Genomic DNA, 15,006 nt, shown 5'->3' with positions numbered 1-15,006 from the left:
GGTCCTTGTCGTGACCGGCATTCGTGAGTGTGACCAAAAAGCGGGCAGGTGGTCCGGCGGTTATTCGGGCCGGGTGGGTTCCGGTCGGATCAGGTCGGGCGCGGGGGGCAGGCTGGCCAGCCGGACCTCATCCTCGGAAATCTCGCGTTGCCATTCGCGCCAGATCGAGACCAGCAGCGCCATCAGAACCGGGCCGACGAACAGCCCGACGATGCCCAGCGTCTTCACGCCGCCGATCAGGCCAAAGAAGGTCGGAAGGAAGGGCAGCTTGACCGGGCCGCCGACCAGCATTGGCCGGATGGTCTTGTCGACCACGAACAGCTCGCAGGTGCCCCAGATGAACAGCGCGATCCCGGCAAAGGGTGAGCCGCTGGCGACCATGTAGACCGAGACCAGCGTGAAGCACAGCGGCGCGCCGCCGGGGATCAGGGCCATGAAGCCGGTGATGACGCCGAATGTCACCGGCGAGGGCACGCCCGCGATCCAATAGGCGATGCCCAGAATGACGCCCTCGCCAATGGCGATCAGGGTCATGCCGGTCACGGTGGAGCTGATCGTGGCCGGGACGACGCGCGACAGGCGGTCCCAGCGATCGGGCAGGATGCGGGCTCCGACGCGGTCCAGCTGCGCCACCATCCGGTCGCCGTCGCGATACAGCACGAACAGCGTGATCAGCATGAACAGCAGCGTCAGCGCCAGATGAAAGGCCAGTGAGCCCGCCGTCAGCGCGCCGCGATAGATCGTCCCGATATTCGATCCGGAAATCGCCTGCACGATCTCACTGATGCCGCCGGGATGGCCGATATAGGTGCGCCATTGCTCATCCAGCCATGTGCCGACTTGAGGCAGGTCGACCATCCATGCCGGTGTCGGCGCGCCCGAGGCATTCACGAAGATCGCCCAGTTGATCCATTCCCGCAGCTCGCGGAAGGCATAGACCAGCGCCATGGCGATCGGGATGACAAGGAAGCAGACAAGGATCAGCACCATCCCCGTCGCGGTCAGCGTCCGGCCAAGGCCCAGCTGATGCACGCCGCGTTCGCGCAAGGGCCAGCTGGCCAGCGCGATCACAGCTGCCGCCAGAACCGGGACCAGAAAGCCATGAAAGAAATAGACCGAGGCCAGCACGATCCCCAAAAGCAGCCAGCGTGCCGCTGAAATATTGGTCAGAAGCGGCTGGCGATGCGGGCGCAGGCCCGTCGCGCGGACCGCTGCGGCGGCCTTGCTGGTCTTGCGGTCGGTTGCCTCGGCTGTGCTCATCATTCTCGTCCGGTATGCGCGGGCTCACATCATAACAGATCGCCCGGCGCTGCAAGCAGGGAATGCCCACTGCCGGATCACCATTTCCGTCAAATGCGTGGTGCTGACGCGGTTGTCAGGCGGGTCGCGCCGTTGCCAGCGCCAACCCGTCCACGACGGCGGTGAAGGCCTCAGATCGTTCCAGCCCGGCCTGTGGGCACAGATCCTGCGCGGCGCGGCTGACCAGTTCCATCAGGCTGGAGCCGCCGACCAGCACGACGCTTTCGATCTGATCCGGGGTTACTCCGGCCATGTCCAGCGTCTCGCGCGCGGCTTGGGTCAGGTCGTCGCGGTATTGCGCCAAGGCGTCGTGCAATGACGTCGGGGTGACGGCGCGGGTCAGGCCCGGTTCGATGAAGCCCATGCGGATGCCCGCATCATTGCTGCCGCCATTCGCGGCGATCTTGCCGCGTTCAACGGCGAAGGCCAGTTCATGGCCCAGTTCCTCGTCCAGCACGGTGACCAGCCGCGACATGGCGGCGCGGTCCACCGCCAGTTTCGCCATGTTCTGCGCCATTCGCCGGGTCTCGGGCGTGTAAAGAAAGGGGATGCGCGCCCAGGTCGCCAGTTCCGAATAGACGGCGTTCGGGACCGGCAGCAGGCCCTCGCCCATCTCGCGGCGAAGTTCGCTGCCATGACCAAGGGCGGGCATGGCATGGGTCATCGACACGGCATGGTCGAAATCGGTGCCGCCCAGACGGATGCCGTGATTGGCAAGGATGCGGGCGCCGGTCGCCTCGCTGCGATAGACCGAGAAGTCCGAGGTGCCGCCGCCGATATCGACGATCAGCCCCAGCCCGCCAGCCCGGCCCAGCCCATGCGAGGCCAGAGCGGCCGCCTCGGGTTCGACCAGAAAGGACACTTCATCGAAACCCGCGGCGTGGTAGCAGGCACGCAGATCGTCCTCGGCCTGCGCGTCGCGTTCGGGGGCGTTGCTGTGGAAATGGACGGGGCGACCCGACAGGGCGCGGGTGAAGCGCTGGCCGGTTGCGGTCTCGGCGCGGGATTTCACCTCGCGCAGGAAATCGGCGACAATATCCGCGATCGAACGGCGTTTGCCGCCGATCAGCCGGGTCTCATGGACCAGCGAGGTGCCCAGCACGCTTTTCAGCGCCCGCATGTAGCGGCCGTCATCGCCTTCGATCAGCGCCTCGGCTGCGGCGGCCCCGATCCGCATCGACCCGCCCCGCGTGGGAAAGAAGACGGCGGTGGGCAGGGTGTCCGCGCCATGCTCGATCGGGATGCGGCGCACCTGGCCGTCCTGCAGGATCGCCGCCGCGCTGTTCGACGTGCCGAAATCGATGGCAAGGATATCGTCAGCCATGTCCTGTCCCTTTTCCGCGAAGAGCCGAGGCTGATAGCGGCAAAGCGCCGATCGCACAAGCGGATGATGGGCAAGCTCGCGTCATGCGTGTTTGTCATTTGACCTTGGGGGGCAGATGGGCAAGCCTCCGCGCCGACCGCTGACCCATTCGCAGGAGAGATGCCTTGTCCCTGTCCCGTCGCCGCTTCCTTGCCAGCACCGCCGCCGCGGCGGGTGTGGCCGTCCTGCATCCCTATGCCGCGCGGGCGCAGGCAGGACAGGCGCATCTGCGAATCCTGTCCACGACCGACCTGCATTGCCACATCTATCCCTATGACTATTACGCCGACAAACCGAATGACACGGTCGGCCTGTCGCGCACTGCCAGCCTGATCGAGGCCATCCGGGCCGAGGCCGGAAACTCGATCCTTGTCGACAATGGGGATTACCTGCAGGGCAATCCGCTGGGCGATTACATGGCCTACAAGAAGGGCATGAAGGATGGCGACACCCATCCGGTCATTGCGGCGATGAACACGCTGGAATTTGACGCCGGAACCGTGGGCAACCATGAGTTCAACTATGGCATGGAATTCCTTGAACATGCGACGAAAACCACGACGCGGCCGATCACTTGCGCGAATTTCGCCCGCAAGCTGGGCGCCAAGCCCGAGGATGACGTGCTGGTGTTTCAGCCCTTCACCATCCTTGAGCGTCAGTTGAAGGACGGGGCCGGGCGCGAGCATCCGATCCGCATCGGTCTGATCGGCTTCGTGCCGCCCCAGATCATGCAATGGGATGCCGGGCATCTGGCGGGCAAATATGAGACTCGCGACATTCTCGAGGCCGCTCGCGCATGGGTTCCGGAACTGCGGCAGGGGGCGGATATCGTCATTGCGCTGGCCCATTCCGGCCTGTCCACCGATCCCGCCACACCGGGGATGGAGAATGCCTCCTATCACTTGGCCGATGTCGAGGGGATCGACGCCATCGTCATGGGGCATGCCCACGGCGTCTGGCCGTCGAAGGATTACGAAGGCGAGGGGCTGGACCCTGCCACCGGGCGGATCAAGGGGGTGCCTGCGGTCATGGCGGGGTTTTGGGGCTCGCATATGGGGCTGATTGATCTGGCGCTGGAGCATGACGGCAGGGGCTGGAAGGTTGTCGACGGCATGTCCGAGGCGCGGCCGATCTATCGCCGGACCGAGGATCGCAAGATCGAGGCATTGGTGGGCGATTATGCCCCGGCTTTGGCTGCCGCCAAGCTGGGGCACGAGGCGACGCTGGAATACGTCCGGGCCGAGGTCGGCCAGACCGATGCGCCCCTATACAGCTATTTCGCGCAGGTGGCGGATGATCCGTCCGTGCAGATCGTGTCGCTGGCCCAGACCTGGTATGCGCGGCAATTGCTGAAGGGCACCCCGCATGAGGGGCTGCCGCTGCTATCCGCCGCAGCACCCTTCAAGGCGGGCGGGCGGGGTGGCCCGGATTACTATACCGACGTGCCCAAAGGCCCGGTGGCGATCAAGAATGTCGCGGACCTGTACCTGTATCCCAATACGCTGCAAGTGGTGAAGGTGACGGGCGCGCAGTTGAAGGACTGGCTTGAGCGCTCGGCCGGGCAGTTCAACCAGATCGCGCCGGGGGCCAAGGACGTGGCCCTGCTGAACCCCGATTTCCGTTCCTACAATTTCGACGTGATCGACGGGGTGACCTATCAGATCGACCTGTCGCAACCGTCGAAATTCGGCGTCGAAAAGGGTGAGGTGGTGAACGCGGACGCCAATCGCATCAGTGACCTGAAGTTTGGCGGGAAAGCGGTTGATCCCGCGCAGGAATTCCTGATCGCGACCAATAATTACCGCGCCTCGGGCGGCGGCGAGTTTCCGGGGGCGGATGGCTCGACCGTGATCCTTGCCGCGCCGGATACCAATCGCGACGTGCTGGTGCGCTATATCGTCGAGCAGGGCACGATCTCGCCCTCGGCCGATGCGAACTGGCGCTTTGCCCCGGTCGAGGGGGCCACGGCGGTATTCGAGACCGGCCCCAAGGCGCGCGATTATCTGGACCGCATGCGTGAGCGCGGGCTGAAGCTTGAGGAAGCCGGTGAGGGCGAAGGCGGCTTCCTGCGTCTTCGGCTGACGCTTTAGGCGCTGGGCGGGGCGACCCGCCCATTTTCCGCTTGCGGGCGGTAAAAATATGGAATAATTGCTGACCTATATGGCGGTGAGCTAATTCCATTGCGCAAACCTGCCATGCAAACGCAATTTTTCGAACGGTGCGGTGTTTCAATCGCGCCGAGGGTCGGTTATGCGCGCCCGGTGCGCATCGTCCGCGATGACCGCACCACCCCTCGAAAATGCGGACAAGAATGAATGACTGACCAATCCATTGGCTCGCCCGCTGCGGCGCGCAGCAAGACGCCTGTCAATTCGCCGGCGCAGGTCCTGCTTGCCAGCCTGATCGGCACGACCATCGAATTCTTCGATTTCTACGTCTATGCCACCGCTGCCGTGCTGGTTTTCCCGGCGCTATTCTTCCCGGCCAGCGATCCGACCACGGCGCTACTGGCATCCTTTGCGACCTTCTCGATCGCTTTCTTTGCCCGGCCCTTTGGCGCGATCGTCTTTGGCCATTTCGGCGACCGCATCGGGCGCAAGGCGACGCTGGTCGCGGCGCTGCTGACGATGGGCGTCTCGACCGTGGTGATTGGCCTGCTGCCGACCTATGCGCAGATCGGCGTCGCCGCGCCTGCGCTGCTGGCGCTGTGCCGCTTTGGTCAGGGCTTTGGTCTGGGCGGCGAATGGGGCGGCGCGGTGCTGCTTGCGACCGAGAACGCGCCCGAGGGCAAGCGCAGCTGGTACGGGATCTTCCCGCAGTTGGGCGCGCCGGTCGGGTTGTTCCTGTCCTCGGGCTTCTTCTGGGTGCTGCTGCACTTCATGTCGCAGGAAGACCTGCTGGCATGGGGCTGGCGTCTGCCGTTCCTGGCCTCGATCGTGCTGATCGCGCTGGGTCTGTGGGTGCGTCTGTCGATCACCGAGACCCCGGAATTCTCGGATGCGGTCAAGCGTGATAAGCGTGTCTCGGTTCCCGTGGTCGAGCTGTTCCGCAACCACAAGCGCAGCCTGTTCCTGGGCACCTTCGTTGCGCTGGTTACGTTCGTGCTGTTCTACATCTGCTCGGCATGGCTGCTGTCCTATAACGTCAAGGTCCGTCAGGTTCCCTTCCTTGATGCGCTGCTGTTGCAGATCTATGGCTCGGTCATCTTCGGGATCGCGATTCCGATCGCGGGCAAGATTGCTGACCGCACGGGTCGCCGTCCGTTCCTGATGGTGGTGACGGTGCTGATCGGGGCTTTCTCGTTCTTCCTGGCGCCGCTGATGAGCGGAAGCGAAGCCGCGCTTTATGCCTTTGTCACCCTGGGCATGTTCCTGATGGGCCTGACCTATGGCGTGATCGGGGCGGCGCTGGCTGCACCTTTCCCGACGCAGGTGCGCTATACCGGGTCGTCGATCACCTTCAACTTCGCGGGCATCTTTGGCGCCTCGCTGGCCCCCTATGCCGCGACCTGGCTGCAAAAGACCTATGGCCTGACCCATGTCGGCTATTACATGCTGGCGGCCGCGGTGGTGACGCTTCTGTGCCTGATCGCCTCGGGCAAGGACGAAGTCTGATCCACTTGACTGTGTGAAACTTTGCGGCCCCGGACCTTGCGCCGGGGCCGCTTCGCTTTCATCCTGACGCCCATAAGGGCGGGGGCAGGGATGGACAGCTACGATTACATCATCATCGGCGCGGGCAGCGCCGGCTGCGTTCTGGCCAACCGCCTGTCCGCCGACCCCCGCACCCGCGTCCTGCTGCTGGAGGCGGGCGGCCGCGACAATTACCACTGGATACATATCCCGGTCGGCTATCTTTACTGCATCGGCAATCCCCGCACCGATTGGGGCTTTCGCACCGAACCCGAACCGGGTCTGAACGGGCGATCGCTGCTTTATCCGCGCGGCCGGGTGCTGGGAGGCTGCTCCTCGATCAACGGCATGATCTATATGCGCGGGCAGGCGCGGGATTATGACCAATGGCGGCAGATGGGCTGCACCGGTTGGGGTTGGGACGACGTGCTGCCGCTGTTCAAGGCGCAAGAGGATTCCCATCGCGGCGCCAGCGATCTGCATGGCGCGGGCGGCGAATGGCGGGTGGAAAAGGCCCGCGTCCGCTGGGCGGTGCTGGACGCCTTTCTGGACGCCGCCGAACAGGCAGGCATCCCCCGCGTCGAGGACTTCAACACCGGCAATAATGAAGGCGGCGGCTATTTCGACGTGAACCAGCGCGCGGGCATCCGCTGGAACAGCTCCAAGGCGTTTCTGCGTCCGGTACAGAACCGTCCGAACCTGCGCATCCTGACCGGCGCACAAGCCGAGCGCCTGATCGTCGAGGAAGGCGAGGTCCGTGGCGTCGTCTTTCGCCACCTCGGACATTTGCAAGAGGCCCGCGCCACGCGGGAAACGGTGCTGTCGGCCGGGGCCATCGGCTCTCCGCATCTGCTGGAACTGTCGGGGATTGGAAACCCCGAAGTACTGCGCGCGGCGGGTATTCCGGTGCGGCATGCGGTGCATGAGGTCGGTGAGAACTTGCAGGATCATCTGCAATTGCAAATGGTCTACAAGGTCAGCGGCGTGCCGACGCTGAATGAGCGCACCTCGACCCTGCGCGGCAAGGCGGCGATTGCGCTGGAATATGCCTGGCGGCGCTCCGGTCCGATGTCGATGGCGCCCAGTCAGGTCGGGATATTCACCCGTTCGGGACCCGAGAAGGAGACCCCCGATCTGGAATACCACGTCCAGCCGGTCAGTCTGGACAAGTTCGGTGATCCGCTGCATGCGTTTCCCGCGATGACGGCCTCGGTCTGCAACCTGAGGCCCGAAAGTCGCGGCTCGGTCCATGTCACTGGCCCCGATCCGCGCGCCCATCCCGCGATCCGCCCGAACTATCTGGCAACCGAGGCCGACCGCGAGGTTGCCGTTCGCGCGATCCGCCTGACCCGACACATTGTCGCGCAGCCCAGCTTTGCGCGCCTGAACCCGCAGGAGTTCCGCCCCGGCCCGGCCTTTGACAGCCCCGAGGAGCTGGTCAGCGCCGCTGCCGAGATCGGCACGACCATCTTTCACCCGGTCGGGACCTGCCGCATGGGTGCGGATCCGGATGCGGTCGTTGATCCCCGGCTGCGGTTCCGTGGCTTGGGGCGGTTGCGGATCGCTGATGCCTCGGTGATGCCGTCGATCACCAGCGGCAATACCAATTCACCCACGCTGATGATTGCGGAAAAGGCCGCGCGCATGATGCTTGAGGACGCGGCGGGGTAGGTTGCATGGCACGCGATGAACCGGTGCCATGCGATGCGAAGCTTACTTGGCCAGAAGCTTGTTCTTGACCAGACCGACGACGACCTGCAGGACCAGCCCGCCGACACCGCCGCCGACAAGCTGACTGGCCAGCGCGCCGATATCAAGTCCACTGGCCGCCGCTGCCGTGGCCCCTGAACCCAGCAGCGAGCCCAGAATATTGCCGCCGCCGATGCCACCAAGCGCTCCCGCGACAAGGTTGCCAAGTGGCCCAAGATCCGAGCCCTTGACGATCTTCGATCCGGCCGTGCCGCCTGCGGCCCCGCCGAGTATCTGCGCGATGATTGAGGCTATATCCATCGTTCTGTCCCTTATTCCATAAGATGAGAGATTCGTGTGATATTCCCGTGCGCAGAGGCTAAATCCTAATTCGGTTTTATTATACAAAAATCGCTTGGACAGGTCCTGGTGGGGCGCAGTGCAGCGCCAGTGCGTGGCGGTACAATGCGTATCCGAAGCGGTTGGGATGTGGCCTTGCGAACCGGCACGGACAGGCTTCCCCGGCCTATCCCCTGATGCACCTGGGTGCGTGTGAAATCACTCAGCGCACGACATCAGGTTAGTCGTGTAACCGGATCATAACTTGGATAAAAATCTGAGATATGGTGCCGGTTGCAGGAATCGAACCCGCGACCTTCTGATTACAAATCAGCTGCTCTACCAGCTGAGCTAAACCGGCCCGGCGCTAGATTTAGACCGTCGCCGCCGCGCCTGCAAGCGTATAATATCCTGATTTTTCAGAGCAATCGCGACCTTGACGAAGATGTGCATGGGGACGCCTAGTTGCTCGGAGAGGGACTGCAGACGGTTGGTTGCACTGACGGTTCCCAAAACGGTTCCCACGTTCCCGTTTTGTTTGTGTTTTGTCCCAATGGTTAACGGAGAGGCACGCGGCACTGGTTAGGGACGTCAGCTGGTCTGTTGAGGTGGTCAGCGCGCAAGTGCATGACGGGTTGATTTGGACCCTTTTGGGGGGAAACTCGTGCCAGGGTTTTTATACTAGTGCGGCCCAGAATAAATGCGAATGGGGAGTAATGATCGCGACCACCGCGGGTAGCGTGCCACTGATGTTTTAGCGGGGACGGGTGGCATTTAATTCGGAATGGATGGAATGCGCTGGTTTGTTGCGCGCATTGAGAGTGCCTTGCTCGAATCTCTGATGTCTGAAACGGTAACACAAGTTCTTCAGGAGGTTGTAATGAAGCGGATGACAGTAGTCTTAGCGCTGACCGTACTGGTCGGAGCCTGTGCAAGTAGCGACACTGGAACTAGCGCGATTGACGACGCGCAGCCATTGACGGCACGCATGACCGTTGTGCCGGAGAATGGCGCCCACACAATCACCATGACGTCGAGGGCTGGTTACACCTGTACGGCCGTTTTCGACCAGAAGGCCTATATGGCATCCAAGCAGGCGAGCATCCAGGTTCCCGTCACCTGTGACAATGGCGACAGCGGAACCGCGACCTACACCAACCTTAATTACCGTCAGCAGGCCTTCACGCCGGGCCAAACCCAAATCACCTACGAGTTGGTAAGCGGCAAGAAGGGCATGATCGCGCTCTGATCTTGGTAGAGTGTGCAACTCGTGGGAGCGCTGAGGAGGCGCTCCCTTAGCGCGTTTCCGCGGTCACGATATGCGCCTGTCCCGATCAGCATCTCCGCAAGCCTTCACCAGCGACGTGACCAGCTTGGCCTTGCCCTCTTCGCCCTTGAACGCACTGCGCCCGTGGTGCGTAGCCAGCCTCGTGAACTCGGCCCGGTCGGCATAGGCTGGAAGTGGGTTCAACAGGCTGTGCTCGACAAGATAGCTGCTCATCACCAGCGACATAATCGCCTCCATGCGTGCGAAATCTGCCCGCTCAGCAAATGGGACGGTGGAAAACACGCGCTTGGCCCAAGGGGCCGCTCCCGCGAGCACCCGCGACGCTTCGGGTGAGCGTTCGTGAGCCATCTTAAGGCCTAGCCAATATCGAGATTCGGCAAGGTCGAGTAACCCAGACCAGGAGAAATTCCCGGCCGAGGCGAGGGCCACGCTCCATTTGGTCAGGGCGTCAAGCTCGACTGGCCAATCTGAGTTGACTGACGGGGCATTGTTCTCGACGGCGCTCCAGACGTTTGCCAACAGTGCTCCCGAACGTTTGCGGAACCCGTGAACCTCGCTCGGAGGGCGAACCCGGCGCAATTTCGTCGCCGAGGCGGCTTTGAGCCAGGCGCGGAAATGACCCTCGTCGGTGAGTGCCCGGAGGATTGGCGATAGCCCGGAGAAGTTGAAGTTGAGCGTTACGGTCTCTGGCGAAACGCCGTTCGGAATTGCGGCAATTGCACGACGCAGGTCGAACGCGGCGCGCACCGCGAACAGTGAGGCGTGGATCTCGGTACAAGCATAGTAGCCCTGCGACGGGATCTCGATCCGGCTGCCTGCCACCCCGCCTCGAAAGGCATCCTCGATGTCGCGCAGGAGCTCAAGCGCCTCGCCCTTGCGCTCTTGCATGAGGGAAAGCGCGGCGAGCAGGATCTCGCCGCGGGCATAGTTAGGGGTACGCAGTCTACCGGCATCGCGATGCTCCAGCGCCGCGCTGAGCGCCTCCTGCGAAAGGTCGGGGTCCTGCAGCAGGATCCCCAAATAGCCCAACATGGTGCCGACAGAGCTGCGCCAACGGATGCCGTCCTCGCCCGCCGGGGTCTCGCGAATTATCGCAAGGCCCGCATTGCGCACTTCGGCGATGTCGGTGTCGTCCGGATCTAGTGCCTCAAGGATGCGATATCCCAGAACGCAGGCCGCCGCTGCCTGCAGAGGATAGTTGTCCGAATGTCTACGGATTGCGCGGCGACAGCAGAAGCGAGCGGCCTCGTCGTGGAGCTGGCGGCTGGCCGGGCCCTGCACTCGGTTATCAAACTCGGCCTTACTGCGGATATCGACGAGGGATAGGGCATCCAGTTGGGGTAGCCGGACCGTGGCCGCAGGGGAGGCGAGCTCGAGCTCGTGGGGAAGTGCGTCCGCGTCGTAAAGTGGGGCGTAGTCGATGGAAACGATAGCCCGGTGTCCGTCGGATACTGGGGGAGAGGAGAATGTTTGTCCGGCGATACGGACGATGAGCCTGTCGCCGGGGCCGGCGTCGCAGCCGATAATGAGGTGATTGCGGAAAAAGGTAATCTCGGTTCCGGGCGTCATTTGTCGTCTCTCACTTCGCTGGAGAGAACATCGCGCCAGCGCTAAACAAGCGCAACCCATAGCTATCGCTCTTGCGTTCCCGGGCCGCTCCATGCCGAGCGGGACAGCTTCTTCCGGCTTGCACGTTTCCTATAGTAGGCCACTGTCTGCGGACTTTGGTTGGTGATCGCCTGGATCTGTGCATCGGTACATTCAGCCTCGGCCAAGCGGACGATGGCGAGCTTTCGCAGCCCATGCATTGAATAAGGCTTGGCGCTCTCACCTAAGCTCTCACGCCAAGCCCGGAACTGCTTTTCAACGCTGTCATAGCGCATGGGCTGAGTCAGGTTGCGTGCAAGGATGTGCGCGCCTCCAACTGGCAGCGTGTCCAGATAGCGGCGCAGCACGACAGGGCAAAAGATCTCATAGGTTTCGTCGCCCTTTTCATCGGTGACGGTCATCCATTCGCCGTTAAACTGGTCGCGACGCATGGCGATGGCCGCCGCCGGCCGCTGGCCCGTCCCGAGGATCAACTCTGCCGCGCTGCGGACGACCAGGGGCGCATCGTTCAGGGCTTTGACCATCCAGTCAGGCCACGGTTCATATTCACGCTGCTTGCCGTATAGATCCAATCCCTCTGCCGGGTTATCGATCGTCCAGTCCATTTGCTTCCGGGCAAAATTGGTCAGAATCGAGACGATCTGCACCAGCATGTCAGCCTTGCGAGGTGTGCTGGCATATTTCATGTGCAACTCGCGAAGCTTCTGCCGCGAAAGTGTCGTCACCGATTTGTCGGCATTGGTTTCCAATATCCACTCGATCGTGTCGGTGTAGGATTTTTGTGTCCGTGGGGCGAGTTTCTTGAACTTGGCGCTGCCTCGATAGGCCGTGGCCAGCTGTCGCCATGTCTGCCTTGCCGGGGCCTTCACCTGTTCGCTTTGACCGGATCTGATCGACCAGTAGGCGCGATCGAACTCAGCGCTGTCGGGATCATCTGGCAGGGCAATAAATCGTTCGCGGCGTTTCCCCGCCTCAACCCAGGTCAGGCGGAAGTACCAGCGGGTCTTGTCGCCCTTTGTTTTGGCTGTGATGTAAGGCTTACGCTCTTTTCTCACAGGTCGAACTCCTCGGAAGGCCTCATCTTTGTACCGCGCATGATCGCCTGCAGTTCCGCGACGTCCCAGCGATCATGCAAGACCGGCGGGGGGAGGGCACCCGATTGAACCAGTGTGACGAACTCGCCCCGGGTCATGTCGAGGAGCTTTGCCGCCGTAGTTTCGCGGGCAAAAATGGGTTCCAATGCGCGGGACATGTCAAACCATCCCTAGCGCAGCTTTGTACATTTCGAGGATCGCCTCTTCCTCGGCGATGTCATCCGGATCGCGCTTGCGCAGCGCGATGACCTTTTTCATGACCTTGGTGTCGTAGCCGCGAGCTTTGGCTTCGGCCATCACCTCCTTCTGGCGCTGGGCGGCGTCTTTTCTCTCGGCCTCCAGCTGCTCGAACTGTTCGATGAATTGGCGCAACTCTTCCGCAGCGACGCCATAGACGTGCTGATTGTGCTTTCGGAAGTCAGGGTCGTTCTTCATCGGTGGAGTCCCGCGGACCTTATCCAGGGCCTCTCGCATCGTGTCGAGATTCACGGGGCCAGTTTCGATACCACCGACTTTCAGGCTGATAGTGGTTTCCCTGGTCATGCTGCCACTTCCCGCGCGGCAAGGTGCTTGTCGATTTGTTCCTGTGCTTCCTCCAGCGTCTCGGCCGAGCCGCAGGCGTCGGCTTCGCAATGGGTCCAAACCCAGGGTGTGCAGGGCACGTCGAAGCGACGGATTTCAATGCCGCGGTAGACGACACCGGGACCGTGGCCAGCGTCTTGGCGGGTGATGGTCATGCTGTGATCCTCACATCCTCGATCCTTGCGAGCAGCGCGTCGATATCTTCCTTCAGCTCTTCGAGCCGTTCGCGGGTCACGTCCAAGGGGACGGTGGCGTCATCGAAAATCGCGGTGATCGCCCGCTTGGCGCGGGCCATGCCATCGTCGGTCATCATATTCTCCAAGAGTTGGCGCTTGGGATGGCCGCCCGCGCGGGGCGGCACACCAAAGCATCACGGCGCGGCGTCCGGCCCAGCCTTCCTACGCGGATCGGTGCGACGAAAAGGACCCGGCCAACGGTGGCAGCCATCACAGTCGTTCGGAGATCGCTATCCAACCCGTATCGCGGACCTGAGCCGCAGTTGGGGCCAGAAGGTCGAGTAGGGCGAGGAAATCGATACGGCCGATGAGCCAGCCCAGCCCGAACCCTGCAGCGACGAGGGAGACGACCCCGATCCAAACGAAAACCCATGCCCAGGCGCTGGGCAGGGGGGCCTGTTCCTCTGGTGAGTTGACCTGACGGGCCTCGGGCACGCCGAGGATGCGTATAAGATCATCGCGACGATGTCGGTGGGCGCGCTGGTCGGCCTGTTCCGACTGGCCTTGTTTCAGGTTTGGGTAAGAGTTGTCCATCAGCGATGCCCCCATGAGCGGGCTATGCGACGGCGCATGCGCTGGGTCGTAGCAAAGTCTAGCAGCGCAATATCCCAAGCTTCCTGGCGGAAGACCCTGGGCATGGAGGCGGCGATGTTTGGATCAGAGATAACCTGACGTGCCTCAATAACGGCGCGCGCGGTGTGGGGTAGCGAATGGGTCTGCATGTTGAGCTCCATCCAAGGGTTACGGATGGCCTCAAGCTGTGTCAGTAAATCTGAATTGTCAATTGTCGTGTGTCAGAAAAAATGAATTATAAATTCCGATGCGAGGCGGTACCACACTCCAGTGCGGGGCGATTGATGTCTTCCGAATTTCGAGAATTTGTTAGATGCAGGCACACATTGGTGCGCATTACACCGCTCCGCATCGCGCCAGCGCGGTAAGTTTGCTCTTGCCCGTTGGGGTTGTTGTTGGGGCCTGCTCTTCGCGCGCCACGGGGATCGCCTGGCAAGGTTCTGCTGAACTTAACGGGAGGTTGGGTGAACGCGAGCTCCTTACATGCCTTCCGTTACGTCAATTGGAGAGTGCATGTCTGGATTTTTTCATACGTTGGCGCGCCTCGCAGTGAGGTGCGGCGTTAGTCTGAGTTTTCTCTTTGATCCCATTCATTTTTTGCGACTTCGAGTGCTGGGAATAGCCGGTCTTGCACGTCGCCTGGCAGTTGGGAAAAGTCGCCGTTCATGATGAAGTTGAAGTCAATTCGATGGGTTCGGTAGAGGTATTTCATAACCTCCCGGTTGGGGTAGGTTGACCCCGAAAGTGCATTGCTCAAGACGGTCCGCGAGATGTTCGCGGCCCGTGCTAATTCCTTCAGTTGACCTAAGCCGGTGACCAGGAAGGCCGCGCGTAGCCTTATAGCTGTGGCCGCAAGACCCATGTCGTTGAGGTGGGCAAGTCTGGTTTTGGTCTCAATATCCATTCCGGCATTATCGCTTGGGTTCAGAATTTGTGAATTACGAGTGGCCTGAATCTTGACGCGCCAGAAAATCTGACGCAGCTTGCCTTCATGGATCAGTCGTTTTCCACCACCGTATCTTCGATTTGTGAAGCTCTCGGCCGTCGCCGAATTGCTGCGAGGATTGGCGTCCGCGTTACAGCAGTCAGTAATGCTGTGTCCGACGGGTGCTTTTCGGCGCGCTGGTTCGATGTGATCGAGCGCATGTGTCTGGAGGCTGGTCTCGACTGCCCCCGACACCTGTTTTCTTTCGTGGGGAGAGGTGGCGGGAGCACGTCTGGTTCCTTTCAACCGACTGCACAAGCGGTCCCAAAATCCGAGATCCATCATGTCCCAACCTCACAGAACACCTGAATTTCGTCG

The 15,006-nt window shown here is 62.0% G+C and carries 15 protein-coding genes and 1 tRNA gene; 4 read left to right on the top strand and 12 right to left on the bottom strand.

Annotated elements, in window-relative coordinates:
* Window positions 1–60 precede the first annotated feature (60 nt).
* Together GL300_RS15875 and GL300_RS15870 are read right to left on the bottom strand one after the other, a co-directional pair.
* Window positions 61–1,260, bottom strand: a complete 1,200-nt coding sequence (locus GL300_RS15875; protein WP_246195209.1) for an AI-2E family transporter — start codon at window positions 1,258–1,260, stop codon at window positions 61–63.
* Between the two features lie 115 nt (window positions 1,261–1,375).
* A complete protein-coding gene (locus GL300_RS15870) occupies window positions 1,376–2,623 on the bottom strand; it encodes an Hsp70 family protein (RefSeq protein ID WP_155040628.1) in 1,248 nt (415 codons plus the stop codon).
* A gap of 146 nt (window positions 2,624–2,769) precedes the next feature.
* Here GL300_RS15870 and GL300_RS15865 point away from each other — a divergent pair, with 146 nt between their 5' ends.
* The 3 genes from GL300_RS15865 to GL300_RS15855 all read left to right on the top strand — a co-directional run bounded on the left by GL300_RS15865 (window position 2,770) and on the right by GL300_RS15855 (window position 7,965).
* Complete coding sequence (locus GL300_RS15865; protein ID WP_484555873.1) at window positions 2,770–4,752, top strand: bifunctional 2',3'-cyclic-nucleotide 2'-phosphodiesterase/3'-nucleotidase; 1,983 nt, start codon at window positions 2,770–2,772, stop codon at window positions 4,750–4,752.
* Window positions 4,753–4,977: 225 nt separating this feature from the next.
* Window positions 4,978–6,276, top strand: a complete 1,299-nt coding sequence (locus GL300_RS15860) for an MFS transporter (protein WP_155040626.1) — start codon at window positions 4,978–4,980, stop codon at window positions 6,274–6,276.
* 90 nt (window positions 6,277–6,366) lie between these two features.
* Window positions 6,367–7,965: a GMC family oxidoreductase gene (locus GL300_RS15855; RefSeq protein ID WP_155040625.1), complete on the top strand. Its 1,599-nt coding sequence runs from the start codon at window positions 6,367–6,369 to the stop codon at window positions 7,963–7,965.
* A 42-nt stretch (window positions 7,966–8,007) separates the two neighbouring features.
* Here the strand turns inward: GL300_RS15855 and GL300_RS15850 are convergent, their stop codons facing one another.
* Window positions 8,008–8,304 carry a hypothetical protein gene (locus GL300_RS15850; protein WP_155040624.1) on the bottom strand — a complete coding sequence of 99 codons (297 nt, stop codon included), beginning with the start codon at window positions 8,302–8,304 and terminating at the stop codon, window positions 8,008–8,010.
* Between the two features lie 303 nt (window positions 8,305–8,607).
* Window positions 8,608–8,683 (bottom strand) — tRNA-Thr (locus GL300_RS15845).
* 432 nt (window positions 8,684–9,115) lie between these two features.
* Between GL300_RS15845 and GL300_RS15840 the strand changes: the two genes are divergently transcribed.
* A complete protein-coding gene (locus GL300_RS15840) occupies window positions 9,116–9,571 on the top strand; it encodes a putative periplasmic lipoprotein (protein ID WP_155040623.1) in 456 nt (151 codons plus the stop codon).
* Between the two features lie 63 nt (window positions 9,572–9,634).
* Here GL300_RS15840 and GL300_RS15835 read toward each other — a convergent pair whose 3' ends face one another.
* From GL300_RS15835 to GL300_RS26725, 8 genes are all read right to left on the bottom strand, one after another.
* A complete protein-coding gene (locus GL300_RS15835; RefSeq protein WP_155040622.1) occupies window positions 9,635–11,179 on the bottom strand; it encodes a hypothetical protein in 1,545 nt (514 codons plus the stop codon).
* A gap of 62 nt (window positions 11,180–11,241) precedes the next feature.
* Window positions 11,242–12,273 (bottom strand): tyrosine-type recombinase/integrase, encoded by a 1,032-nt coding sequence (locus tag GL300_RS15830; protein ID WP_155040621.1) that lies wholly within the window; start codon window positions 12,271–12,273, stop codon window positions 11,242–11,244.
* Window positions 12,270–12,470 carry a hypothetical protein gene (locus tag GL300_RS15825; RefSeq protein WP_155040620.1) on the bottom strand — a complete coding sequence of 67 codons (201 nt, stop codon included), beginning with the start codon at window positions 12,468–12,470 and terminating at the stop codon, window positions 12,270–12,272. The genes GL300_RS15830 and GL300_RS15825 overlap by 4 nt, the downstream gene beginning before the upstream one ends.
* A 1-nt stretch (window position 12,471) precedes the next feature.
* Window positions 12,472–12,747: a DUF2312 domain-containing protein gene (locus GL300_RS15820; protein ID WP_246195216.1), complete on the bottom strand. Its 276-nt coding sequence runs from the start codon at window positions 12,745–12,747 to the stop codon at window positions 12,472–12,474.
* A gap of 104 nt (window positions 12,748–12,851) precedes the next feature.
* Window positions 12,852–13,049, bottom strand: a complete 198-nt coding sequence (locus GL300_RS15815) for a hypothetical protein (protein ID WP_155040619.1) — start codon at window positions 13,047–13,049, stop codon at window positions 12,852–12,854.
* A complete protein-coding gene (locus GL300_RS15810) occupies window positions 13,046–13,204 on the bottom strand; it encodes a hypothetical protein (protein ID WP_155040618.1) in 159 nt (52 codons plus the stop codon). Before GL300_RS15810 ends, GL300_RS15815 begins: the two co-directional genes overlap by 4 nt.
* A 136-nt stretch (window positions 13,205–13,340) precedes the next feature.
* Window positions 13,341–13,664: a hypothetical protein gene (locus GL300_RS15805; RefSeq protein WP_155040617.1), complete on the bottom strand. Its 324-nt coding sequence runs from the start codon at window positions 13,662–13,664 to the stop codon at window positions 13,341–13,343.
* 601 nt (window positions 13,665–14,265) lie between these two features.
* Window positions 14,266–14,973, bottom strand: a complete 708-nt coding sequence (locus GL300_RS26725) for a helix-turn-helix domain-containing protein (RefSeq protein WP_246195208.1) — start codon at window positions 14,971–14,973, stop codon at window positions 14,266–14,268.
* Window positions 14,974–15,006: the final 33 nt, after the last annotated feature.

This window comes from Paracoccus litorisediminis (genome assembly GCF_009711205.1).
In the GTDB taxonomy this organism is placed as follows: Bacteria; Pseudomonadota; Alphaproteobacteria; order Rhodobacterales; family Rhodobacteraceae; genus Paracoccus; species Paracoccus litorisediminis.
The sequence above is the reverse complement of the archived record's forward strand: the minus strand, read 5'-3'. Positions and strand labels throughout refer to the sequence as shown.

Coding starts and splice junctions, on each gene's coding strand:
- GL300_RS15875 (WP_246195209.1), bottom strand. CDS start 1,260: ATGAGCACAGCCGAGGCAACCGACCGCAAGACCAGCAAGGCCGCCGCA.
- GL300_RS15870 (WP_155040628.1), bottom strand. CDS start 2,623: ATGGCTGACGATATCCTTGCCATCGATTTCGGCACGTCGAACAGCGCG.
- GL300_RS15860 (WP_155040626.1), top strand. CDS start 4,978: ATGACTGACCAATCCATTGGCTCGCCCGCTGCGGCGCGCAGCAAGACG.
- GL300_RS15855 (WP_155040625.1), top strand. CDS start 6,367: ATGGACAGCTACGATTACATCATCATCGGCGCGGGCAGCGCCGGCTGC.
- GL300_RS15850 (WP_155040624.1), bottom strand. CDS start 8,304: ATGGATATAGCCTCAATCATCGCGCAGATACTCGGCGGGGCCGCAGGC.
- GL300_RS15840 (WP_155040623.1), top strand. CDS start 9,116: ATGCGCTGGTTTGTTGCGCGCATTGAGAGTGCCTTGCTCGAATCTCTG.
- GL300_RS15835 (WP_155040622.1), bottom strand. CDS start 11,179: ATGACGCCCGGAACCGAGATTACCTTTTTCCGCAATCACCTCATTATC.
- GL300_RS15825 (WP_155040620.1), bottom strand. CDS start 12,470: ATGTCCCGCGCATTGGAACCCATTTTTGCCCGCGAAACTACGGCGGCA.
- GL300_RS15820 (WP_246195216.1), bottom strand. CDS start 12,747: ATGAAGAACGACCCTGACTTCCGAAAGCACAATCAGCACGTCTATGGC.
- GL300_RS15815 (WP_155040619.1), bottom strand. CDS start 13,049: ATGACCATCACCCGCCAAGACGCTGGCCACGGTCCCGGTGTCGTCTAC.
- GL300_RS15810 (WP_155040618.1), bottom strand. CDS start 13,204: ATGACCGACGATGGCATGGCCCGCGCCAAGCGGGCGATCACCGCGATT.
- GL300_RS15805 (WP_155040617.1), bottom strand. CDS start 13,664: ATGGACAACTCTTACCCAAACCTGAAACAAGGCCAGTCGGAACAGGCC.
- GL300_RS26725 (WP_246195208.1), bottom strand. CDS start 14,973: ATGATGGATCTCGGATTTTGGGACCGCTTGTGCAGTCGGTTGAAAGGA.